We start from the raw sequence: 20,180 nt of genomic DNA on the forward strand, positions 1-20,180 counted from the left end.
TAAGGGGGCGGGAGGAACCTATGACCAGACACCAGACGGATCCGGGCACTGATTATGTGCTGACGGCCCGCGGGCTGACGAAACGCTTTGGCGGCTTTGCGGCCGTCAATAACGTCGATCTCTCCATCCGCCGCGGCTCGGTCCATGCGCTGATCGGGCCGAACGGCGCGGGGAAAACGACCTGTTTTAACCTGCTGACCAAGACCCTGACCCCCACCTCGGGGGTCATCACCTACGACGGCCAGGACATCACCCGCATCCGTGCGGCCGATGTGGCGCGTCTGGGGCTGGTCCGCTCGTTTCAGATCTCCGCGACCTTCACGCAGATGACGGCGCTGGAGAATGTGCGGGTGGCTTTGCAGTCAAACCACGGCACGGGCTATCATTTCTGGAGCCCGATCCGCAGCCTGCGCAACCTTGACGCCCGCGCAAAAGAGCTGCTCGACCAGGTCGGCCTTGCGGATATGGCCGATGCGAAGGCCGCAGATCTCTCCTACGGCAAAAAGCGCGCGCTGGAGATTGCCACTACCCTGGCACTTGAGCCGCAGGTCATGCTGCTCGATGAGCCGACGGCGGGCATGGGCCATGAGGATCTGGAACCGATCACCGAGCTGATCCGTGAGACCGCCAAAGGCCGCACCGTGGTCATCGTGGAGCATAACCTGTCGATCGTGGCGACGCTGTGTGACCGCATCACCGTGCTGCAACACGGCGAAGTGCTGACCGAGGGCAGCTATGCTGAGGTCTCCTCTGATGAGCGCGTCATCACCGCATATATGGGAGGCGTCGATGAAGACTGACCCCACCGGCAAGCCGGGCCTCGTCATTGAGGATCTCCATGGCTGGTATGCCGAATCCAAAGTGCTGCACGGCATGCAGTTTGACGTGCGCGAAGGCGAGGTTCTGACGCTGATCGGGCGCAACGGGGCGGGCAAAACCTCGACCCTGCGCGCGATCATGGGGATCATGCGCAAGCGCAGCGGCTCGATCCGCTTTCAGGGCGAAGAGCTGATCCGCAAGCGCATCTATGAAATCGCGCGCAAGGGTCTGGCCTATTGCCCCGAAGAGCGCGCGATTTTCGCCTCGCTGAATGTGAAAGAGAACCTGGCGCTGCCGCCGGTTCTGCGCCCGGGTGGGGTGTCGACCGAAGAGCTGTTGTCGACCTTCCCGAACCTGCAGCGCCGCGCCTCAAGCCCTGGCACCAAGCTTTCGGGCGGCGAGCAGCAGATGCTGGCCATCGCGCGGATCCTGCGCACCGGCTCGCGCTATCTGCTGCTCGATGAGCCAAGCGAGGGTCTGGCCCCGGTCGTCGTCAAAGAGATCGGCGAGCTGATCCTGAAGCTGAAGGCCCAGGGCTTCACCATCATCCTGGTTGAGCAGAACCTGCGCTTTGCGCGCAGCGTCGCCGACCGCCATGTCGTCGTTGAGCACGGTCACGTGGTCGATATTCTGACCGCCGATGAGATCCGCCAGGATCTTGCCCGCGTCAAAACCTATCTGGGGGTCTGACGGATGTTTGATTTCGTTTCTCCGCAACTCCTCGCCGGGCAGCTGCTGATCGGGCTGATCAACGGCTCGTTCTATGCCATGCTGTCGATGGGTCTTGCGATCATCTTCGGCCTGATGAACGTGGTGAACTTTGCCCATGGCGCGCAATATATGCTGGGCGCTTTTGTGGCCTGGCTCGGGCTGAATTATCTCGGGATCCCCTATTGGGGCTCGCTGATTATTGCGCCGATTGTGGTCGGGGCCTTTGGGATGTTGCTGGAGCGGGTGATCCTGCGGCCACTGCAGCATCTTGATCATCTCTATGCGCTGCTGGCGACCTATGCGCTGGCGCTGATCATTGAGGGGCTGATCCGTCAGCGCTATGGCTCGACCGGTCTGCCCTATGACAGCCCGATCACCGGTGGTCTGCGGCTCGATTTCATGTTCCTGCCCTGGTATCGCCTTTGGGTTGTCGGCTTCTCGGTGGTGACCTGCATCGGTGCCTGGCTTTTGATTGAGCATACCAAACTCGGTGCCTATCTGCGCGCCGCCAATGAGCGTCCCGATATCGTCGAAAGCTTTGGCATCAACGTGCCGCGTATGATCACCCTGACTTACGGCTTTGGCGTGGGTCTGGCGGCGCTGAGCGGCGTGCTGGCAGCGCCGATCTATCAGGTCTCGCCCTCGATGGGTTCGGGTCTGATGATCACCGTCTTTGCGGTGGTGGTGATCGGTGGCATCGGCTCGATCATGGGGGCTGTGGTCACCGGTTATATCCTGGGTCTGGCTGAAGCGCTGACCAAGGTGTTCTACCCCGAAGGCGCGAGCACCGTCGTCTTTGTGGTCATGATCGCGGTCCTTCTGATGAAGCCCAACGGTCTCTTCTCGTCGTCGGAGAAAGCGTGATGTCGAAAAATCTGCTGATCGCGCTGGCGGTTCTGGCCGCAGCCCTGGTGGCGCCCTTCTTCGTCTATCCGGTCACCCTGATGACGATCCTGTGCTTCATCGTCTTTGCCTGCTCGTTCAACCTGCTCTTGGGCTATACCGGGCTTTTGTGCTTTGGCCATGCGATGTTTTTCGGCTCGGCTGGCTATATCACCGGCTGGGTTGTGAAAAACTGGGGTCTGACGCCGGAGCTGGGCATTCTGACCGGGGCGCTTTTCTCGGCGGGCTTAGGCTTTCTGGTCGGCCTTGTGGCGGTGAAGAAATCGGGCATCAGCTTTGCCATGATCACCTTTGCCATCGCGCAGTTCGTTTACTTCATCCTGCTGCAGTCCTCTTTCACCGGCGGCGAAGACGGGATGCAGAATATTCCGCGTAAAGACGTTCTGGGGCTGATCGATGTGACCTCGGGCTTCAGCTATTACTATGTGGTGCTGGCGATCACGGTGGCGGCTGTGGCCTTCTTCTACCGCGTGGTGCATTCGCCCTTCGGCGATATTCTGAAGGCGATCCGTGACAATGACGCGCGGGTGGAATCTTTGGGCTTTAAGCCCGAGCGGTTCAAGCTGCTGGCGCTGGTTCTGTCTGCGGGTCTGGCGGGTCTGGCGGGCGGGATGAAGGCCACGGTCTTTCAATTCGCCACGCTGACCGATGTGTCTTTCCCGATCTCGTCGGAGGTTATCATCATGACGCTGCTGGGCGGTCTGGGCACGCTGACCGGTCCGATGGTGGGGGCGGCTTTCATCATCTGGCTCAATGAGCATCTGGCGACTTTGGGCGAATGGGCGCTGATCTCGCAGGGGGTCATCCTGCTGCTGGTGATCATGTTCCTGCGCCGCGGCATCGTGGGCGAGCTGAACGCCTGGATCCGGGCGCGTCGCGCCAAGTAAGCGCCGGGATTTCCGCCGGGTGCCGCTGCGCGGCGGCCTCCGGCGGGAGTATTTTAAAAAAGCCAAAGATCAGGCGCCCTGGTCCCTTTGCGGGGGCCGGGGCGTTTTTCTCAGATCTCGATGCGGATCGGGGAGTTGAAAGGCTCAGCCTCGGCCACGAAGGCGGCGGCGGTTTTCATGATGGAGAGATAGCGGTCGAAATTGTCGTTGATCCGCTGGGTGACGCCGCCGAGCGCGAGGCAGGCGGGCTGGCCCTGGATGCGGGCGCAGAGCGGCACCACGATGGTGGATCCGCCCTCAAGGGGCACGTTTTCGGCATGGGCATAGCCCTTTTCGCGGATCTCGGCGATGCGGGCCTCGATCTCTTTCAGGCTGACCCGCTCGGGCACTTTGCAGGCGATATTGGCGCGGCGCACCAGTTTGTCGAGCCGGTCGCGCGGCAGATCCGAGAGCAGCATCCAGCCAGCGGCGGAGCGCGTCAGCGGCACGATGGAGCCTTCATCGATGTGAAAGCGCAGCGCATGGATCGATTCAACCGTGCGGGTATATTGCAGATAGATGTCGTTGCGGGTTCCGATGAACACACCCTCGCCGGTGGCGGCATGAACGTCGCGCATCGCCTCGAGGATGGTGCCGCTGCCGAAGAGGGCCATGGGGATCCAGTCGCCGAGGGCTGTGACTTTCGGGGTGGGGAAATAGGCCCGCTCGCCGCGGTCATAGCTGAGGTAGCCCAGCGTGATCAGCGTCTTCAGAAGCACCGTAGCACTGGACTGCGGGTAGCCGAGGTCAGAGGCGATCTCTGACATCGAGCGGCGCTGTTGGTTGACCTTGAAATATTCAAGAATTTCAAGGGCCCGCATCGCGGATTTCACCTGATGAGCCTGCATGACGATTCCCTCCTCCGTCTCTCAACTTCACGTATATGAAATTTTCTGACAGTATAGAATAGACATGGTGGCGGCGCGCGGCCCATGCCATGCTCTCTGAGAGGGTGTTGCACGTCCCCCCGGGGCCCGAAGGAGGTTCGGGTGCGGCGACACGGAGGGTGGATATTCCGAGACCGTCTGACGGCCCGGTCGCTTCTGCGGCTGCGGCAGAGATATGGCCGGACTGCCACCTGGAGTTGAGGCCCGGCCATCGCCTTTGCGCGGTTGCCCGGACGGAGGGAGAGCCTGATGGCTGGCAAACTGGAAGGCCGGGTCGCACTTGTGACCGGCGGCGGGCGCGGAATTGGTCGCGCTATCTCGGAGGCATATGCCCGTGAGGGTGCTTTTGTGGGTGTGCTTGATCTCAAGCCCGAGATCGCGGAAGGCGCGGCAGAGGCCATTCGGGCAGCCGGTGGTCAGGCGATTGGTCTGACCGGCAATGTCGCAAAGCGCGGGGATGTCCTGGCGGCGGCGGAGGCTTTGCGCGAAGCCGCAGGTCCGGTGACGCTTTTGGTCAATAACGCCATGTGGAACCGCTATGGCCCGCTGGAGGATCAGACTGAAGAGATGATCGGTCGCATGATCGATGTCGGCTTCAAGGGCGTGATCTGGGGCTATCAGGCGGTGCTGCCGCAGATGCGGGCTGCCGGTGGCGGCGCCATCATCAATATCGCCTCGCCCTCGGCGCTGCTGGCGATGAAACATGGCATTATGTACAGCGCCATCAAGGCGGCGGTGGCGGCTTCGACCCGTTCAGCGGCGGCAGAATTCGGGCCTGATAACATCCGTGTCTGCGCCATTGCGCCGGGCTCGACCCGCACCGACGGGGCCAATCTGGTGATCGACGAGGAGGGCTGGGAGCGGCGCCGCAAGCGCGTGCCGCTGCAGCGTCTGGGTGAGCCGGAAGATATCGCCAATGCGGCCGTCTTCCTTGGCTCTGACGATGCGGGCTGGATCAGCGGTGACATGCTGCTGGTCGATGGCGCCATGACCTTCGCATTTTCGTAATTTTGCGGCTTTCCCCGGCGGAAGGGGAAAGGCCGTTCAGCCATCCGGTGCCTGCTGAGGAGAGCGGCCATCGGTTCAGGGGAGAGACATATGACCATGAAGCTTCAAACCCGCCTCGGGCATCTGGCAGCGCTGTGCTGCGCGACCGCACTGGTCGGCGCGCCGGCCTTTGCGCAGATGTCGGGCGATGTCATCCGTATTGGCGTGATGAACGACCAGTCGGGCGTTTATGCCGACAACTGCGGCCCCGGCTCGACTGCGGCCGTGCGTCTGGCGATCGAAGATTTCAACAATGAAATCAACGGCACCAAGATCGAAGTTGTGGTGGCGGACGATCAGAACAAGCCCGATATCGGCGTGGCTTCAGCGCGCAAATGGATCGAGCAGGACGGCGTTGACACCATCGTCGGCTGCTCGGCCTCGTCGATCGCGCTGGCGGTCACCGAGATCATGAAGACCAATGAAAAGCCCTATCTGCTGGGCGGCACCGCAAGCCCGGATCTGACCGGCAAAGCCTGCTCGCCCTATACCTTCCAATGGGTGCATGACACCTATGCGCTGCCCAAGGGCACCGTTCTGCCGCTGCTGGCCGATGGTCAGGACAGCTGGTATTTCATCACCGTCGATTACACCTTCGGCAAGCAGTATCAGGCCGATGCGACGCGCTTTATTGAGGCGGCGGGCGGCAAGGTGCTGGGCTCGGTTCTGCATCCGCTCAATACCACCGATTTCTCGGCGCAGCTGCTGCAGGCCCAGGCCTCGGGTGCCAAAGTCATCGGCATTGCGAACTCGGGCTCTGACTTTGCGAACCTTGTGAAACAGGCGAAAGAATTCGGCATTGCGGAGGCCGGTCAGATCCTGGCGCCGCTGGGTCTGCAGATCAACATGATCCATTCGATCGGTCTGGAAACCGCCCAGGGTCTGCGCTTCGGCTCGGCGATGTACTGGGACTCGAATGAAGAGACCCGCGCCTTTGCAGAGCGTTTCCGCAAGGTCTTCAACAACCGCGCCCCGAATGAAGCGCATCTCGCCACCTATACGGCTGTGAAGCACTATCTGAAGGCTGTGACCCTGGCGGGCACCGATGACGGCAAAGCCGTGGCGGCGAAAATGCATGAAACCCCGGTTGAGGATTTCATCCATAAAGACATCCCGATCCGCGCCGATGGTCAGGTGATGCGCCCGATGCTCTCGGCCTCGATCAAGGCACCGTCGGAGTCGAAATACGCCTGGGATTACTACACCATCAACGGCGAAATCGCCGGTGTGGATGCCTGGACCCCGGCAGATGAAAGCGCCTGCCCGGCCCTCAAAGGCTGACTTTTCTCCGGTGCCGCCACGGGGCGGCACCGGGTTTACTTGCTCCAGGATCAGGATCAGCCTGCCATGCTGCTCAGCGCCCGCCGGATTTCGGTCACCCCCTCTTTGCTTGGCGAAAGCCCGGTTTGGGATGCCGAGAACGAAGTCATCTATTGGGTCGATGGTGTGGGCCGGAAGATCCACCGCCACGACACCCGCCGCAACAGTTTTGACGAGTGGCAGATGCCCTCGATGGTGGGCTCGGTCGGGCTGGCGCAGGGCAGTCGTCTGATCACCGGCCTGCAGGACGGCATCTATGAGTTTGACACCGAAAGCGGCGATCTGACCCCGCATTTTCAGTTCGCAGCCCCGGATGAGCGCGTGCGCTTTAACGATGGCAAAGTGGACCGCCAGGGGCGGTTTCTCTGCGGCACCATGGGCATTCATGCCGAGCCGAGGGGCGAGCTGTACCGCGTCAGCCCGGGCGGCAAAACCGAAGTTCTGGCCAATGGCATCCGCATTTCCAATGCGCTGTCGTTCAGCCCGGACGGACGGGTGATGTATTTCGCCGACAGCATGGACCGCTCGGTCCGCGCCTATCGCTATGACAGTGCCGATGGCGCTTTGCAGGAGCCGCGCATTCACGTCGACACCAAGCCCTATGGCTCGGGTCCGGATGGTGCGACAGTGGACAGTGAGGGTTATATCTGGATCACCCTGGTGCAGATCGGCAAGATCGGCCGCTTTGATCCCGAAGGCCAGCTGGACCGGCTGATTGATGCGCCGATCGACATGCCCTCCTGCCTCTCCTTCGGCGGACCTGATCTGAACATTCTCTATATGACCTCGATCAAGGATTCCGGCACCGGACGCGCGGTCTCGCGCCATCCCGCGGGGGGCCATATGTTTGCCATTGAGGGCCTGGGCGTCACCGGCATTGCCGAGCCGCGCTTTGGCCAGTCGCAGGAGGTTTGATCCATGGCGCCTTTTCGCAATCCTGACCGTCTGACCGAACTGCTGGACCGTGAGGCGATCCGCGACTGCCTTTATAGCTATTGCCGCGGCATCGACCGCGCCGATGAGGCGGCGCTGCGCGGCGCTTACTGGCCCGATGGCACGGATCAGCACGGTGCCATGGCCAGCGGATCGGTTGAGAACTTCTTTGCAAAATGCAGCGAAGCCTTTGCCAAAGCGCCGCGCAATATCCACCTTGTCAGCAATATCCTGATCGAGTTTCAAAGCCCGGCCCGCGCCCATGTGGAGAGCTATTTCTCGGCCCTGCAGCGCTCGGGTCCGGGTCAGGCGGCGCTGACCGGGCGCTACTGCGATGTCTTTGAAAAGCGGGGCGAAGACTGGCGCGTGCTGCACCGTCTGGTGGTCTATGACTGGGTCGAGACCTCTGCCGCGCCCGAGGAAGATGAGGCCAGCCGTTTCGGGCCGCGCGGCCCGCGGGGGAGTGCATTCCCGACAGATCCCGTATATCAGTTCAACGATATTTCGGGGTAATCACTTTGACTGTGTCCCGCATCCTCCAGGGGTGCCGGACCGCAGACGGAAAATGACATTGGAGCCTATTTTGACAGTTGGCCAGATTTCAGGTCAGAACGTTGTCGCGGATGAGTTCCGCGCGGCGCTGCACCAGGTTCCCGCCGCCGTTGTGATCCTGACCACGCAGCTTGCGGGTCGCGATCAGGCACAGACCGTGACGGCCACCGCCATCTGCGCCGGAAGCACAGAGCCGCCAAGCCTGCTGATCAGCCTGCGCGAAGATGCGCCCTTCACCGGGGCGCTCAGCGAAAGCGGTGTGGTCGCGGTGAATTTCGTGGCGCAGGAGCATCATGAGATGGTCCGCAGCTTTGTCGAGGCCGGCGCGGCGGAGGGCTTTGCGCGCAGCCAGACCTGGACGCGGGGGACCACGGGTGCCCCGCTTCTGAACCGGTCCGTGGTCAGCATGGACTGCACCATCATTCAAAGCCAGCGCCAGGGCGCGAATATCGTCTTTACCGGCCAGGTTCAGACCATTCACACCGCCGAGGCCGAGGGGCTGCTGTATCGCGGCGGATTGCTCAGACGGCTTGAAACCGGCAGCTGAGCAGCCGCTCCGGAGGAGAAACGAGAATGACGAAGCTTGCAATCATCACCGGTGCCGCCGGTGGTATCGGTCAGGCATTGCTGGCCGAATTCGCTGAAACCGGCCACCGGCTGGTGGCGGTGGATCTGCCCGGCAGCGGTGTGGCAGAGATCCTGGCACCCTATGGCGCGGAGCACCTCTCCTATGAGCTGGATCTCGGCGATGAGGCACAGATCGCGGCCTTCTGGTCCTGGTTTGATGCGCAGAACGCGCCCGTCGATGTGCTGGTCAATAACGCAGCCCTCGGCCCAAGCATGGCACCCACGCTGGAGACGCCGCTTTCAGATTTCCGCCGCACCTTTCAGGTCAATATCTACGGCCCCTTCGCCATGGCGCGTGAGGCCGCAAAGCGGATGCAGCCGGGCGGTGTGATCGTCAATACCGCCTCTCAGGCGGGGGTTTTGGGCAATCCGCGCCGCAATGCCTATGCCGCCTCCAAGGCTGCGCTGATCTCGATGACGAAATCCCTGGCTGCGGAATGGGCCTCAAAGGGCATCCGCGTGAACGCCGTGGCTCCGGGCTATATCCGCACCCCGATGGTGGCAGAGCTTGAGCGCAGCGGCAAAGCCGATCTGGCGCTGGTGCGGCAGCGCATCCCGCTGGGCCGCATTGGCCGCCCTGATGAGATCGCCTCGGTGCTGGCCTGGCTGGCCTCGCCCCAGGCGCGCTATGTCACCGGATCGGTGGTGGCGGTGGATGGGGGCTGGCAGGCCTTTAACCAGCCCGGCCATGCCCATCCGCCCGTCGATGGTGCCCCCCCGGCAGAGCTTGCCCGCCCGGCTGCGCGCGAAGGCGCGCGGGTGGTGCTGATCACCGGCAGCGGCCGCGGCATTGGCGCGGCAACCGCGAGGCGCTTTGCAAAAGCCGGTGACAGCCTGATCCTGGTGGACCGCGAAGGCGCCGAAGTGCTTGCCGCAGAGCTTGGCCCGCAGCACCTTGGCCTCAACCTTGATCTGACCGAGGATGCCGCGGTAGAGCGGCTCTTTGCCGGTATCGCTGCGCGCTTTGGCCGGGTCGATGTGATGGTCAATAACGCCGCCGTCGCCGATCAGTTCAAACCCGCCTTTGAGCAAAGCGGCGAAGATCTTGCCCGCACCCTCGAGGTCAATGTCACCGCCGCCTTCCACTGCGCGCGCGAAAGCCTGCGCCTGATGCCTGCGGGCGGCGGTGTGATCGTTAATATCGGCTCGATCAACAGCTTCCTGCCCTTTGCGCCGCGCCATGCCTATGGCGCCTCGAAAGCGGCGATTGACGTGATGACCCGCTGCCTTGCGGCGGAACTGGGCCCCGAGGGCCGCCGCGTGGTCACCGTGGCACCGGGCTATATGCGCACGCCCGCGACCGCGGATCTGGAAGCGCAGGGCCGGATTGATATCAAAGCGATCCGCCGCCGCATTCCGATGGGCGATATGGGCCGTCCGGAGGATATCGCCGATGCCGTCTGGTTCGCCGCCTCCGAAAAAGCCTCTTATTTCAGCGGGGCGATCCTTTATGTCGACGGCGGCTGGACCTCTTTTGGCAATGCCGGAGTGGCCAGCGGCGATGACAGTGACCCGCAGGATTTCAGCCTCTGATGCAGAACTGAATTGCAAAGCCCTGAAACGCGGGGGGAACGGCCCGGGCACGGTTGCCCCGGGCCCCGGTCCTGCGTAATCAGGTCGCGCCTTCCGGCAGCTGTGGGGGAGAATGCTCAGCACCGTGATCCAGTCTGTTGCGCCGCAAAAAGGTGCCATCTTCCCGTCTCGGCAGGATGGCCCTGTGCATTGCGCAGGCCGGATCGGCACCGAAGCGGGCAAAAGGGGGCTGATGCGCCACCCTGCTCTGCTGCGGATGGTGCCGGATCTGAGTGCTCTGCCCCCTGCTCCCTCGCGGGAGATGCGGCCGCTGACCTGCGGGACGGGCAGATCTGCCCGCCGCGCCCTCTCCCTCAGACCCAGCTCCGGAAGTGCCAGATGTCCATGATCACCGACCGCCGCGACCTCGATTTTCTGCTCTATGAGCTTCTTGGCACGCAGGACCTCGCCAGTCGCGCCCGTTTTGCCGCCTTCGACCGTGAGGCCATGGGGCAGATCCTCGACACCGCTCAGGCGCTGGCCGAAGATGTCTTTTTGCCCATCGCCGCCGAGGTGGACGCCCAGGAGCCGCAGTTCGTCGGGGGCCGTGTCGAGCAGCCCGCCGCCACCGGAGCGGCCCTGCGCGCCTATGCGGACGCGGGTTTCTTCGCCCTGCCCTTCGCGGAGGAGGAAGGCGGCATCGGTGCGCCCTGGTCGCTTTACACCGCCGCAAGCGGCATGGTGGTGGCGGCCAATACCCCGGTCTCAAACTACGCCTTTCTGACGATCGCGGCTGCGAACCTGCTCAGCGCATTTGGCACGGAAAGCCAGAAAGCCCGCTTTTTCCCGCGCATGATTGCGGGAGAATGGTTCGGCACCATGTGCCTCTCCGAGCCGCAGGCGGGCTCCTCGCTGGGGGATATCCGCACCCGCGCGGTGGCAAAGGGCGATGGCAGCTATGCGATCACCGGCTCGAAGATGTGGATCTCGGGCGGTGAGCAGGCGATCACCGACAATATCGTCCATATGGTGCTGGCGAAACTGCCCGATGCGCCTGCGGGCAGCAAAGGGATCTCGCTCTTTGTGGTGCCGAAGATGCGCACCGATGAGACGGGCCGGATTACAGGCCCGAACAATATCGCGCTTGCGGGTCTCAACCACAAACTCGGCCAGCGGGCGACGACCAACTGCCTGCTGAATTTCGGCGAGACCGGCGAGACCCTGGGCGAGATGATCGGCGAGCCGGGCCGCGGTCTGGAATATATGTTCCATATGATGAACGAGGCCCGCATCGGTGTGGGTCACGCCGCCGTCATGGCGGGGCTGCACGGCTATCTTTATTCGACCGATTACGCCCGCAGCCGCACCCAGGGGCGCGGGCTTGCGGACCGCGATCCCGCAAGCCCGATGGTGCCGATCATTGAGCACACCGATGTGCGCCGGATGCTTTTGCAGCAAAAGACCGCCGTTGAGGGCGGACTTTCGCTGTCGCTTTACTGCTCGCGGCTGGTGGATGATGCGGCCTCGCACCCCGATGAAGAGGCGCGCAAAGCGGCGCTTTTGCGGCTTGGGCTGCTGACCCCGGTGGTGAAATCCTGGCCCTCTGAGCATTGCCTTGAGGCCAATAAATGGGCGATCCAGATCCTTGGCGGCTATGGCTATACCCGGGATTATCCGCTGGAGCGGCTCTACCGTGACAACCGGTTGAACCATATTCATGAGGGCACTTTCGCCATTCAGGGCATGGATCTTGTCGGCCGCAAGATCAGCGGCGATCAGGGCGCGGCCCTGGCCTCGCTGATCGGTGAGATGCGCGACACGCTTGATGCAACCGAAGGTGCCGGGGCGCTGGCAGCCGACCGTGAGGCCCTGGCCCGCGCTGTCGCGGCGCTGGAGACGGCTTCGGCGGCGCTGCGCGGCTGCGCGGATGTGGCGCGGCGCATGGCCAATGCCACGGTCTTTCTGGATGCCTTTGGCCATGTGGTCATCGGCTGGCTCTGGCTGCGCCAGGCCGCCGTTGCGCTTGCCGCGCTGGAGGCGGATCCGGGTGAGGCGGACAGCCGCTTTTACCGCGGCAAGCTGCAGGCCTGCCGGTATTTCTCGCTTCACGAACTCCCCCTCGCGGTGACCCGGCTTGGTCTGTGCGAAACTCTGCAGTCGGTTCCGCTGGATACCCCTGCCGCCCTGTTTGACGTCTGAAGGAAAGCCCCATGAAATCTGTTTTGGCAGGCACGAAAGTTCTCGATTTCTCGCGCATCTTCGCCGGTCCCGACGCGGCGCAGACGCTGGGCGATCTGGGCGCGGATGTGCTGAAGATCGAGGATCCCGGCAAAGGCGATGGCTGCCGCACGCTTGGCACGACGGATCCGCTCATGATGGGCTATGGCCCGACCTTTCAGGCCTTCAACCGCAACAAGCGCTCGATCACGCTGGATCTGAAAAGCGAAGCGGGCCGTGAGATTGCGCGCAGGCTGCTGGCAGAGGCCGATGTCTGCATCTCCAACTTCCGCACCGGAACCATGGAGAAATTCGGCCTCGGCTATGAGGAAGTCCGCAGGATCAACCCGCGCCTGATCTATTGCGAGCTGCATGCCTTTGGCGACAAAGGCGAGATGTCGCATATCGGCGCCAATGATCTGCAGCTTCAGGCCCATTCCGGTCTTGCCGCCATCACCGGCGACGGCCATGGCCCGCCGAACCGCGCCGGCTCGGCTATTGTCGATCTGCACGCCGGCATGTCGCTGGTGGCGGGGGTTCTGGCCGCGATCATCCACCGCGACCGCACCGGAGAGGGCCAGAAGGTCACCACCTCGCTGCTGCAAAGCTCGGCGCATCTGATGGGCTATTTCTATCAGGAATACTGGGTCACCGGCTATGTGCACCGCGCCATGGGCACCGCCACCCATCTCTCGGTGCCAAACCAGGCTTTCCCGACGAAAGACGGCTATACCGTCATCATCGCGCCGACCCAGGAGATGTATCTGCGCTGCGTCGAAGCCCTTGAGGCCCCGCATCTGCTGACCCCGCCCTTTGACACCCGCGAAGGCCGGATGCAGAACCGCGACGCGCTGATCGGGGTGATGTCCGAAGTGACGCGCCAGTTCACCAACCAGGAAGTCTATGAGCGCATGGGCCGCGTGAAGGTCAATGTGGCCATCGTCCAGGACGTGGCGCAGGCCGCGAACCATCCGCAGCTTGAGGCCATTGGCGGCATCCATCACGCCGAAGTGGATGGCGAAGACCGCCGCTTTGTGGCCACGCCCTTCACCATGTCGGAAACCCCCACCGCCTTCCGCACCCCGGCCCCGCGTCTGGGCGCGCATACCGACGATGTGCTGCGCGATCTGGGCTACAGCGCCGAAGCCATCACGGCCCTGCGCGAGAGCGGCACGGTCTGAAGACGCCCCCGGCCTGCCCCCGACTGCCTCACCGCAGTCGGGGGCAGGCCGCTGTCTCTCTCTGCCCCATCTCCTGGCGGCAAAGAGACTGAACCACACCGGGTTTACCCGAAGCTCCCCCTCCGGAGCGTCTGAGCAAAACGACGAACACCTTTTTCCCCGAAGGGGCGTTGTTGCATGGCGCGGCCTTTGGCCAGACCGCCCCTGCCACACGCGCGGTCGTCGGTATCCCGAGGGCTGTGAAACCGTTGAGGACTGAGCCGTCAAAGGCCATTGGCCCGCGAGAGACAGCGGTGGTTCGTGAAATCTGAACATCCTGGATAAGTGGATTTTGCGCGTATGAGCCGGGCCCGGTGATTGAGCAGCATGATGCTGCGCGCGGGGAGAAGGCCATGGCAAGACGACCGTGCCGGAACCACAGCCCGGCATTCAAGGCATTGAGCTGAACCATATCCAGCCCGGAAAACCCCAACAGAACGCCTGTATCGAGCGCTACAATCGCATGGTGAGGCACGAGTGGCTGGACCTCTACATCTGCGACAGCATCGAGGAGGTGCAGGACATCGCGACCAGCTGGCCCTGGACATACAATCACGACCGTCCCAACATGGGCATTGGCGGCATGACACCAGCCCAAAATCTGAAACTGGCTGCGTGAATTCTACGCCAAAGTCCCGTCAAAATGGGATGATTACCGGAGCACGACTGCACCTCTCGCGGCATGACCGGCTTGCATAGTACAGGCCCCGCCCGCAGCCCCTCAGGCGATGTCCTCATGCGGGCGATCTTTTTCAGATGATCTGGTAGGGCCGGCCCTGTCAAAGCCGCAACAGGTCAGCCCGTCAGGGCGCGCCGTTGCTTAAATGCCTGTTTTTCGCCACACCTGTTGCGCGCGTCGTAGCGGGCTTCGAAGGAAACCTCTCGCGAAACGTCTGATGCGATTGCTCCACATCCTGGATCCTGACAGGATTTCTTCGGCAGTGCCCAGGAGCAAAAGTTCAGACCAGTCCTTCTGATCCGACAGCTTTCGCATGATCCCGCAGATCTGGCTCTCGCGACCAACCGCACCGGAGCCAGCGCGCGTGGCCGCAAACCGGGGCACTTTCGCTCAGGCCGTCTCAGCCTTGTCCGCGCGCGGGAAGCTATGGTTCAGTTCCCGCATAAACATAGCCATAGCAGAGCGCTATGGCGGCGCCTCCCAGCAGATTTCCCGCTGTGGCGGGCACAAGATTGCAGAGAACCCCGAAGACCGAAATCACCTGATCCAGTGCTTCGCCCTGCAAAAAATAGGCCTGAGGCAAAAGATACATATTGGCGATCGAATGCTCAAACCCTGCGGCCACGAAGGCTGTGACCGGCAGCAGAAGGCCCGCCACTTTCGCGGTCACGGTTTTGCCCGCATGGCTCATCCAGACTGCCAGACAGACCAGCATATTGGCGAGGATGCCGCTGACGAAGGTCGCTCCGAAAGACTTGTCGAGCTTGCTCACCCCAAGCTCCACGGCGGCGCGCCGGACCGCCCCATCGCCGCTCTCTGCCGCGCCCGACAGCACGACCGCGCCCGCCAGCGCCAGGGCTCCGGCAAAATTTGCACCGTAAACCAGCGCAAGGGCACCCACTGCCTGTCCCGCGCCCAGCGAGCCGTTTGCGACGGGTCCCGCCATCAATGTATTGCCGGTAAAAAGCTCCGCTCCGGCAATCAAAACCAGGGCGAGCCCCAGCGAAAAGACCAGCCCCGCCAGAACCTGCGCAACACCAAAGGGAAGCTGGGCCGACTGCGCCAGAGCGATGGTGGCGAAAAGCCCGCCGAGCCCGATATAAACCCCGGCCAGAAAACCCAGAACCATCTTAGAGCCGGGGGGAAGTGCGGCCTTCTCCCTGAGGTCTTTGAACAGAGCCTTTGTCAGCTCCGCCGGGTCCGGCATTGCGGTCTCATCGGCCATCGGGGCCGCCTTCCGGGCTGATGCGGACCGGCACCGATTTGGCGGCCGGGGTTTTGCTCTCTTCGGCGTATTGCCACAGCGGGATCAGCGCGTTGCATTCGGGAAAATAGGCGGCAATGGTGCCCTCGGGAATGTCATAATCGATGACCTGAAGGCCGCTGACACGGCGGGCGATCCCATCCCCTGCCGCAGAGGACAGCGTCGCGCTGCCCCCTTCGGCGATCCCGAACCGCGCCCGGTCTGCCGCATTCATCATGACAATCATGCGCGAGTGATGAATGCCGCGCAGACGATCTGCATAGCCGTAGACCGTGGTGTTAAACTGATCGTTCGAGCGCAGCGTGATCAGGCGCAGAACGCTGTCATCCAGACCGTCATCGAAACTGGCATGCAGCGCCGATGGGGCTTTGAAATTGGCCTTTCCCGTCTCCGTCTCCCAGAGACGTTCGCGGGCCGGAACAGGCCGGGGAAACCCACCGGGCACATCCAGGCGCGCGTTGAAATCATGAAAATCCTCGGGGAAAATCGCGGCGATCTCATCACGGACCAGCGCGTAATTGCCAACCCAGGCGTCCCAGGGCACCGCCGGGCTGGCCGGAAGGGCGGCTTTGGCGATTTCGGCCACGATCCGGGGTTCGGACAGCAGGGTTTCAGCCGCCGGTCGGTGGATGCCGCGCGAGGCATGGATGCAGGTTGTGGAATCCTCAATCGTGACGATCTGCGGCCCGCTGGCCTGAGCGTCGATTTCCGATCGCACCAGCGTCGGCAGCAGATAGGTCGTCCGCCCGGTGATCAGATGACTGCGGTTCAGTTTGGTGGCGATCTGCACGGAAAGATCCAGCCCGCGCCATTTCTCCTCCATCAGGCCGCGCTCGGGGATGGCGCGCACGAAATTACCGCCCAGCCCGATAAAGCCCCGGACCTTGCCGTCGATGATCCCTTCACAGGCCTCAACCGTGTTCATCCCGTCCTTGCGCGGCGGCTCAAAGCCATAGCGGCGCGCCAGAGCATCCAGCGGGACAAGGGCGGTTTTCTCGGCAATCCCCACCGTTCTTTGCCCCTGAACGTTGGAATGGCCGCGCACCGGGCAGATCCCCGCGCCTGGCCGCCCGATATTGCCGCGCATCAGCAAAAGATTGACCAGCATCTGCACCGTCTCAACGCCGAGCTTATGCTGGGTCAGCCCCATCCCGAAGATCGCGATGACGGATGTCGCGCGGGCATAGACCCCGGCGGCGTCCTCAACGGCGCTGCGGGTCAGGCCGCAGGCGGCGGTGATCTCCTCCCATGACGCCCCGCGCACCATCTGCTCAAAATCCGCAAATCCGTGGGTATGGGCCGCAATGAACGCATGATCGAGCACCGGGGCGCTGCCGGAGGCTTTGGCGTCATCGTCCGAGGCAAAAAGCGCTTTGGCCATGCCCGTCATCACGGCAATGTCGCTGCCCGCACGGGGTTGATAATAATGGGTCGCAATCCGGGTCGGTCGGTTCGTCAGCATCTGGCCCGGCCGCTGGGGATTAACAAAGGCTTCCCAGCCCCGTTCGCGCAGCGGGTTGAACACCACGACGGGCACGTCGCGCCCGCGGACCTCCTGCAGGCTGTGCAGAATGCGCGGCGCATTGGTGCCTACATTCTGCCCGAAGGAAAGGATGCAGTCGGTCTTTTCAAAATCCTCCAGAAGCACGGTCCCGACGGGCGTGCCGATGCTTTGAGGCAGAGCCACCGAGGTCGTCTCGTGGCACATGTTGGAGCTGTCCGGCAGGTTGTTGTTGCCATAAAGGCGCGCCAGCAGCTGATACATGTAAGAGGTTTCCAGCGCGGCCCGGCCTGAGGCATAAAAGACAACCGCCTCCCGCTCAAAGGCCTGCATCTGCGCGCCGATCTCCGCGAAGGCCGCCTCCCAGGAGGTCCCGACATATCGGTCGCTCTGCGGGTCATAGCGCAGCGGATGGGTCAGACGGCCGGAATTCTCCAGCTCGTAATCCGACCATTCCAAAAGCTCAGTGACGGTATGACGGGCGAAAAAATCCGGACCCGCGCGCTTTGAGGTCAACTCCCAGAAGGTCGCCTTGGCACCGTTTTCGCAAAACTCTGCCAGATGCGCTTTGGCAGGTTTGGCCCAGGCGCAGCTGGTACACATATAGCCGCCCACTTTATTGTGATCCCGCACAAGGCCTGGCGCGCTCGATACGGCACCCTGTCGGGTCGCATGTTTTATGAGAGACCGGACCGAACCCCAGCCCCCGGTCGGCTGGGTATAGGGGGAATATTTGGCGCGATCCGTCATGTCTCTCTCCCTGGCTGCTCTCAGACGAAACCCTCCGCGCGCCCGGTTGTTCCCGGGCAGCGGCCCTGCGGCAGCGTCATCCGGCCCCCGGCCGCAGCTTTGCGGAGGGCGGCTATCCGCCGGTGCGCGGGCGGGATGATCCGCTAAACACCTGTTCGGTCTGAAAAATCCGGCAGCGATTAAAGCCGGGATTTTAACGGGGACTTGCCGTCGCTCCCGCGGCTCGCAGAAACACACTCCGCCTGCCGGTTTGCAGACGACGCGCATCCCCGATCGCTCTCCTCCCTTGTGTCATCCCGCTGTCCACCGCATGATCGGCTGAACAGGCTGGAGCGATGATGACTTCTGACAGCACTCCCGACCAGATTTCGGACCTGATCCTCCGGGTGGCTCTGCGGGATCGGGTTGCCTTCGACAGGCTCTATGCGGCCACTTCGGCGAAACTCTTTGGCACCTGCCTGCGTGTCTTGAAAGACAGGACAGAGGCAGAGGAAGCGGTGCAGGAGGTATTTGTCAAAATCTGGCTGAAAGCGGATCGCTTTGCGGTCACCGGGCAAAGCCCGATGTCCTGGCTGATCGCGGTGGCACGGCATCAGGCCATCGACCGGCTGCGCGCCCGGCGCGAGGCAGTCAGCGGGATCGAAGATGCGGCGCTGGAGATCCGCGATCCGGCCCCGGGCCCCGAGGCCCGCGCCGTCGCAGCGGGAGAGAGCCGCAGACTGGACGGATGTCTGGGCGAGCTGGAGGCAGAGCGGGCCGATGCGGTGCGCGCAGCCTATATGGAGGGTGACAGCTATGCCGATCTGGCGGCCCGCCATGCCGTGCCGCTGAACACGATGCGAACCTGGCTGCGGCGCAGCCTGATGCGGCTGAAGGAGTGTCTGCAAAGATGAGCGACACCGGGATGGACAAAGATTTCTCTGAAGGCGGCGATGACCTGCTGGCCGCTGAATTTGTACTGGGCGGACTTCCTGCCGCCGATCAGGCGGCACTGGCCCGCCGGGTGGAGCGGGACGCCACATTCGCGCGCCTTGTGGCCGCGTGGGAAGAGCGTCTTGCCCCGATGGCCGAGGGCTTTATCCCCGCCGATCTGCCGCCGGCCGTCAAGCGCGCGCTGGACCTGCGGCTGTTCGGAGTGGCGCCTGCAGGCCGCGGGATCTGGTCCGGCCTTGCGCTCTGGCGCGGGCTTGCGGGGGTGGCGACAGCCGCCTTTCTGCTGGCCGTCGCCCTGCCGGGCCTGCGCCCTGCCGTGAGCACAGACCGGCTTGCCGCCTCGCTGACGGCTGAGGGCAGCAGCGTGACCTATCTGGTGCTTTACGATTCAGCCACCGGCAGCGTCAGCCTGGCCCATATGAGCGGCGATCCGGTCGAGGGGCGCGACTTCCAGCTCTGGATCGCGCGGGGCACGGAAAACCCGGTCTCGCTGGGCGTGATCCCGGCGGGCGTTTCAACCCGGGTGCCCGTCACCAGCGATCAGATCCGCGCGCTGATGTCCACGGCCTCTCATATGGCGATCAGTCTTGAGCCGCCCGGCGGCTCTCCGACCGGGCAGCCCACCGGGCCGGTTCTGGCGGTGGGCGATCTGCTCGATATCTGATCACCTGAGACCGCATTTCGGATCCCTGTGAAAAAATCGCAAAGAAAATTCACCGGGGTCTGAAACTTTCCAAAGCCGCCCTGCGTGTCTTCTTCCGTACCCCGAACATCGGGGCCGACAATTTCGGGAGGAAGAGACATGAAGACCTTTACGAAAGCCCTTTTCGCAGGCTGTTTTGCGCTGGCCACCGCTGGCGTGGCGCTGGCACAGGACAATCCCATGGTCGGCGGGGCCGCCATGTTCGCCGATAAAAACATCGTCGAAAATGCGGTGAACTCGGCCGATCACACCACATTGGTCGCCGCAGTCCAGGCGGCAGGCCTGGCCGAAACGCTGCAGGGCGAGGGGCCGTTCACGGTTTTCGCCCCGACCAATGCGGCCTTCGCCGCCCTGCCTGCGGGTACGGTTGAGACGCTTCTGAAGCCTGAAAATAAAGCGACGCTGGTGAAGATCCTGACCTGCCATGTCGTCGGCGCCAAAGCCATGGCCGCCGATGTGCAGAAAATGGTGTCCGAGGACGGCGGCAGCCATGTGATTGAGACACTTGGCGGCTGCAAACTCACCGCTGAGCTGAAGGATGGCATGGTCACTCTGACCGATGAAACCGGCGGTGCGGCCAGGGTCAGCATTGCCGATGTCGTCCAGTCAAACGGCGTCATTCACGTCATCGACAAGGTTCTGATGCCGGCGGGCTGACACCTCCGGCTCGACCCGG

Annotated in this window: 18 protein-coding genes and 1 pseudogene; 16 read left to right on the forward strand and 3 right to left on the reverse strand. The window is 63.1% G+C overall.

Annotated elements, in window-relative coordinates; genetic code table 11:
• Positions 1-20 precede the first annotated feature (20 nt).
• Genes EG244_RS13710 through EG244_RS13725 form a run of 4 tightly spaced genes read left to right on the forward strand, consistent with a single transcriptional unit; the run spans position 21 to position 3,320 of the window.
• The gene (locus tag EG244_RS13710) at positions 21-800 is read left to right on the forward strand and encodes an ABC transporter ATP-binding protein (RefSeq protein ID WP_124965560.1); all 780 of its coding nucleotides are present in this window, start codon (positions 21-23) and stop codon (positions 798-800) included.
• Positions 790-1,509 carry an ABC transporter ATP-binding protein gene (locus EG244_RS13715; protein WP_124965561.1) on the forward strand — a complete coding sequence of 240 codons (720 nt, stop codon included), beginning with the start codon at positions 790-792 and terminating at the stop codon, positions 1,507-1,509. Before EG244_RS13710 ends, EG244_RS13715 begins: the two co-directional genes overlap by 11 nt.
• Positions 1,510-1,512: 3 nt before the next feature.
• Positions 1,513-2,394 carry a branched-chain amino acid ABC transporter permease gene (locus EG244_RS13720; protein ID WP_124965562.1) on the forward strand — a complete coding sequence of 294 codons (882 nt, stop codon included), beginning with the start codon at positions 1,513-1,515 and terminating at the stop codon, positions 2,392-2,394.
• Positions 2,394-3,320, forward strand: a complete 927-nt coding sequence (locus EG244_RS13725; protein WP_124965563.1) for a branched-chain amino acid ABC transporter permease — start codon at positions 2,394-2,396, stop codon at positions 3,318-3,320. The genes EG244_RS13720 and EG244_RS13725 overlap by 1 nt, the downstream gene beginning before the upstream one ends.
• Before the next feature lie 110 nt (positions 3,321-3,430).
• On the opposite strand, the gene EG244_RS13730 is transcribed toward EG244_RS13725, so the two are convergent.
• On the reverse strand, positions 3,431-4,207 hold the full coding sequence (locus EG244_RS13730) for an IclR family transcriptional regulator (protein WP_124965564.1): 777 nt from the start codon (positions 4,205-4,207) through the stop codon (positions 3,431-3,433).
• Between the two features lie 288 nt (positions 4,208-4,495).
• Between EG244_RS13730 and EG244_RS13735 the strand changes: the two genes are divergently transcribed.
• The 9 genes and pseudogenes from EG244_RS13735 to EG244_RS13775 form a co-directional block, all read left to right on the forward strand.
• Positions 4,496-5,254: an SDR family NAD(P)-dependent oxidoreductase gene (locus EG244_RS13735; protein WP_124965565.1), complete on the forward strand. Its 759-nt coding sequence runs from the start codon at positions 4,496-4,498 to the stop codon at positions 5,252-5,254.
• Between the two features lie 90 nt (positions 5,255-5,344).
• Entirely contained in the window at positions 5,345-6,574 is a 1,230-nt protein-coding gene (locus EG244_RS13740; protein ID WP_233589009.1) for an ABC transporter substrate-binding protein, read from the forward strand.
• A gap of 66 nt (positions 6,575-6,640) precedes the next feature.
• On the forward strand, positions 6,641-7,528 hold the full coding sequence (locus tag EG244_RS13745) for an SMP-30/gluconolactonase/LRE family protein (RefSeq protein ID WP_124965566.1): 888 nt from the start codon (positions 6,641-6,643) through the stop codon (positions 7,526-7,528).
• 3 nt (positions 7,529-7,531) lie between these two features.
• Positions 7,532-8,059 carry a nuclear transport factor 2 family protein gene (locus tag EG244_RS13750; protein ID WP_124965567.1) on the forward strand — a complete coding sequence of 176 codons (528 nt, stop codon included), beginning with the start codon at positions 7,532-7,534 and terminating at the stop codon, positions 8,057-8,059.
• 70 nt (positions 8,060-8,129) lie between these two features.
• Positions 8,130-8,645 carry a flavin reductase family protein gene (locus tag EG244_RS13755; RefSeq protein ID WP_158617313.1) on the forward strand — a complete coding sequence of 172 codons (516 nt, stop codon included), beginning with the start codon at positions 8,130-8,132 and terminating at the stop codon, positions 8,643-8,645.
• 26 nt (positions 8,646-8,671) lie between these two features.
• On the forward strand, positions 8,672-10,258 hold the full coding sequence (locus tag EG244_RS13760; protein WP_124965569.1) for an SDR family oxidoreductase: 1,587 nt from the start codon (positions 8,672-8,674) through the stop codon (positions 10,256-10,258).
• 378 nt (positions 10,259-10,636) lie between these two features.
• Positions 10,637-12,436 (forward strand): acyl-CoA dehydrogenase, encoded by a 1,800-nt coding sequence (locus EG244_RS13765; RefSeq protein WP_124965570.1) that lies wholly within the window; start codon positions 10,637-10,639, stop codon positions 12,434-12,436.
• A gap of 11 nt (positions 12,437-12,447) precedes the next feature.
• The gene (locus EG244_RS13770) at positions 12,448-13,635 is read left to right on the forward strand and encodes a CaiB/BaiF CoA transferase family protein (protein ID WP_124965571.1); all 1,188 of its coding nucleotides are present in this window, start codon (positions 12,448-12,450) and stop codon (positions 13,633-13,635) included.
• A 433-nt stretch (positions 13,636-14,068) separates the two neighbouring features.
• Positions 14,069-14,293, forward strand: a pseudogene (locus tag EG244_RS13775) (integrase core domain-containing protein); the annotation flags it as partial.
• A 484-nt stretch (positions 14,294-14,777) separates the two neighbouring features.
• Here EG244_RS13775 and EG244_RS13780 read toward each other — a convergent pair.
• Both EG244_RS13780 and EG244_RS13785 read right to left on the reverse strand, forming a co-directional pair.
• A complete protein-coding gene (locus EG244_RS13780) occupies positions 14,778-15,578 on the reverse strand; it encodes a formate/nitrite transporter family protein (RefSeq protein WP_124965572.1) in 801 nt (266 codons plus the stop codon).
• Positions 15,568-17,868, reverse strand: a complete 2,301-nt coding sequence (locus EG244_RS13785; protein WP_124965573.1) for an FdhF/YdeP family oxidoreductase — start codon at positions 17,866-17,868, stop codon at positions 15,568-15,570. The genes EG244_RS13780 and EG244_RS13785 overlap by 11 nt, the downstream gene beginning before the upstream one ends.
• A gap of 335 nt (positions 17,869-18,203) precedes the next feature.
• On the opposite strand from EG244_RS13785, the gene EG244_RS13790 reads away from it, so the two are divergent.
• The 3 genes from EG244_RS13790 to EG244_RS13800 all read left to right on the forward strand — a co-directional run bounded on the left by EG244_RS13790 (position 18,204) and on the right by EG244_RS13800 (position 20,161).
• Complete coding sequence (locus EG244_RS13790) at positions 18,204-18,761, forward strand: sigma-70 family RNA polymerase sigma factor (RefSeq protein WP_124965574.1); 558 nt, start codon at positions 18,204-18,206, stop codon at positions 18,759-18,761.
• Complete coding sequence (locus EG244_RS13795) at positions 18,758-19,465, forward strand: anti-sigma factor (RefSeq protein WP_233589010.1); 708 nt, start codon at positions 18,758-18,760, stop codon at positions 19,463-19,465. Before EG244_RS13790 ends, EG244_RS13795 begins: the two co-directional genes overlap by 4 nt.
• Positions 19,466-19,603: 138 nt before the next feature.
• A complete protein-coding gene (locus tag EG244_RS13800; protein ID WP_124965576.1) occupies positions 19,604-20,161 on the forward strand; it encodes a fasciclin domain-containing protein in 558 nt (185 codons plus the stop codon).
• The last annotated feature ends 19 nt before the right edge of the window (positions 20,162-20,180 follow it).

Origin of the sequence: Falsigemmobacter faecalis, assembly GCF_003863335.1 — a bacterium.
Taxonomy (GTDB): Bacteria; Pseudomonadota; Alphaproteobacteria; order Rhodobacterales; family Rhodobacteraceae; genus Wagnerdoeblera; species Wagnerdoeblera faecalis.

Excerpts from the sequence above, each read along its gene's own strand:
- EG244_RS13710 (WP_124965560.1), top strand. The coding sequence starts at position 21 with ATGACCAGACACCAGACGGATCCGGGCACTGATTATGTGCTGACGGCC.
- EG244_RS13715 (WP_124965561.1), top strand. The coding sequence starts at position 790 with ATGAAGACTGACCCCACCGGCAAGCCGGGCCTCGTCATTGAGGATCTC.
- EG244_RS13720 (WP_124965562.1), top strand. The coding sequence starts at position 1,513 with ATGTTTGATTTCGTTTCTCCGCAACTCCTCGCCGGGCAGCTGCTGATC.
- EG244_RS13725 (WP_124965563.1), top strand. The coding sequence starts at position 2,394 with ATGTCGAAAAATCTGCTGATCGCGCTGGCGGTTCTGGCCGCAGCCCTG.
- EG244_RS13730 (WP_124965564.1), bottom strand. The coding sequence starts at position 4,207 with ATGCAGGCTCATCAGGTGAAATCCGCGATGCGGGCCCTTGAAATTCTT.
- EG244_RS13735 (WP_124965565.1), top strand. The coding sequence starts at position 4,496 with ATGGCTGGCAAACTGGAAGGCCGGGTCGCACTTGTGACCGGCGGCGGG.
- EG244_RS13740 (WP_233589009.1), top strand. The coding sequence starts at position 5,345 with ATGACCATGAAGCTTCAAACCCGCCTCGGGCATCTGGCAGCGCTGTGC.
- EG244_RS13745 (WP_124965566.1), top strand. The coding sequence starts at position 6,641 with ATGCTGCTCAGCGCCCGCCGGATTTCGGTCACCCCCTCTTTGCTTGGC.
- EG244_RS13750 (WP_124965567.1), top strand. The coding sequence starts at position 7,532 with ATGGCGCCTTTTCGCAATCCTGACCGTCTGACCGAACTGCTGGACCGT.
- EG244_RS13760 (WP_124965569.1), top strand. The coding sequence starts at position 8,672 with ATGACGAAGCTTGCAATCATCACCGGTGCCGCCGGTGGTATCGGTCAG.
- EG244_RS13765 (WP_124965570.1), top strand. The coding sequence starts at position 10,637 with ATGTCCATGATCACCGACCGCCGCGACCTCGATTTTCTGCTCTATGAG.
- EG244_RS13770 (WP_124965571.1), top strand. The coding sequence starts at position 12,448 with ATGAAATCTGTTTTGGCAGGCACGAAAGTTCTCGATTTCTCGCGCATC.
- EG244_RS13780 (WP_124965572.1), bottom strand. The coding sequence starts at position 15,578 with ATGGCCGATGAGACCGCAATGCCGGACCCGGCGGAGCTGACAAAGGCT.
- EG244_RS13785 (WP_124965573.1), bottom strand. The coding sequence starts at position 17,868 with ATGACGGATCGCGCCAAATATTCCCCCTATACCCAGCCGACCGGGGGC.
- EG244_RS13790 (WP_124965574.1), top strand. The coding sequence starts at position 18,204 with ATGATGACTTCTGACAGCACTCCCGACCAGATTTCGGACCTGATCCTC.
- EG244_RS13795 (WP_233589010.1), top strand. The coding sequence starts at position 18,758 with ATGAGCGACACCGGGATGGACAAAGATTTCTCTGAAGGCGGCGATGAC.
- EG244_RS13800 (WP_124965576.1), top strand. The coding sequence starts at position 19,604 with ATGAAGACCTTTACGAAAGCCCTTTTCGCAGGCTGTTTTGCGCTGGCC.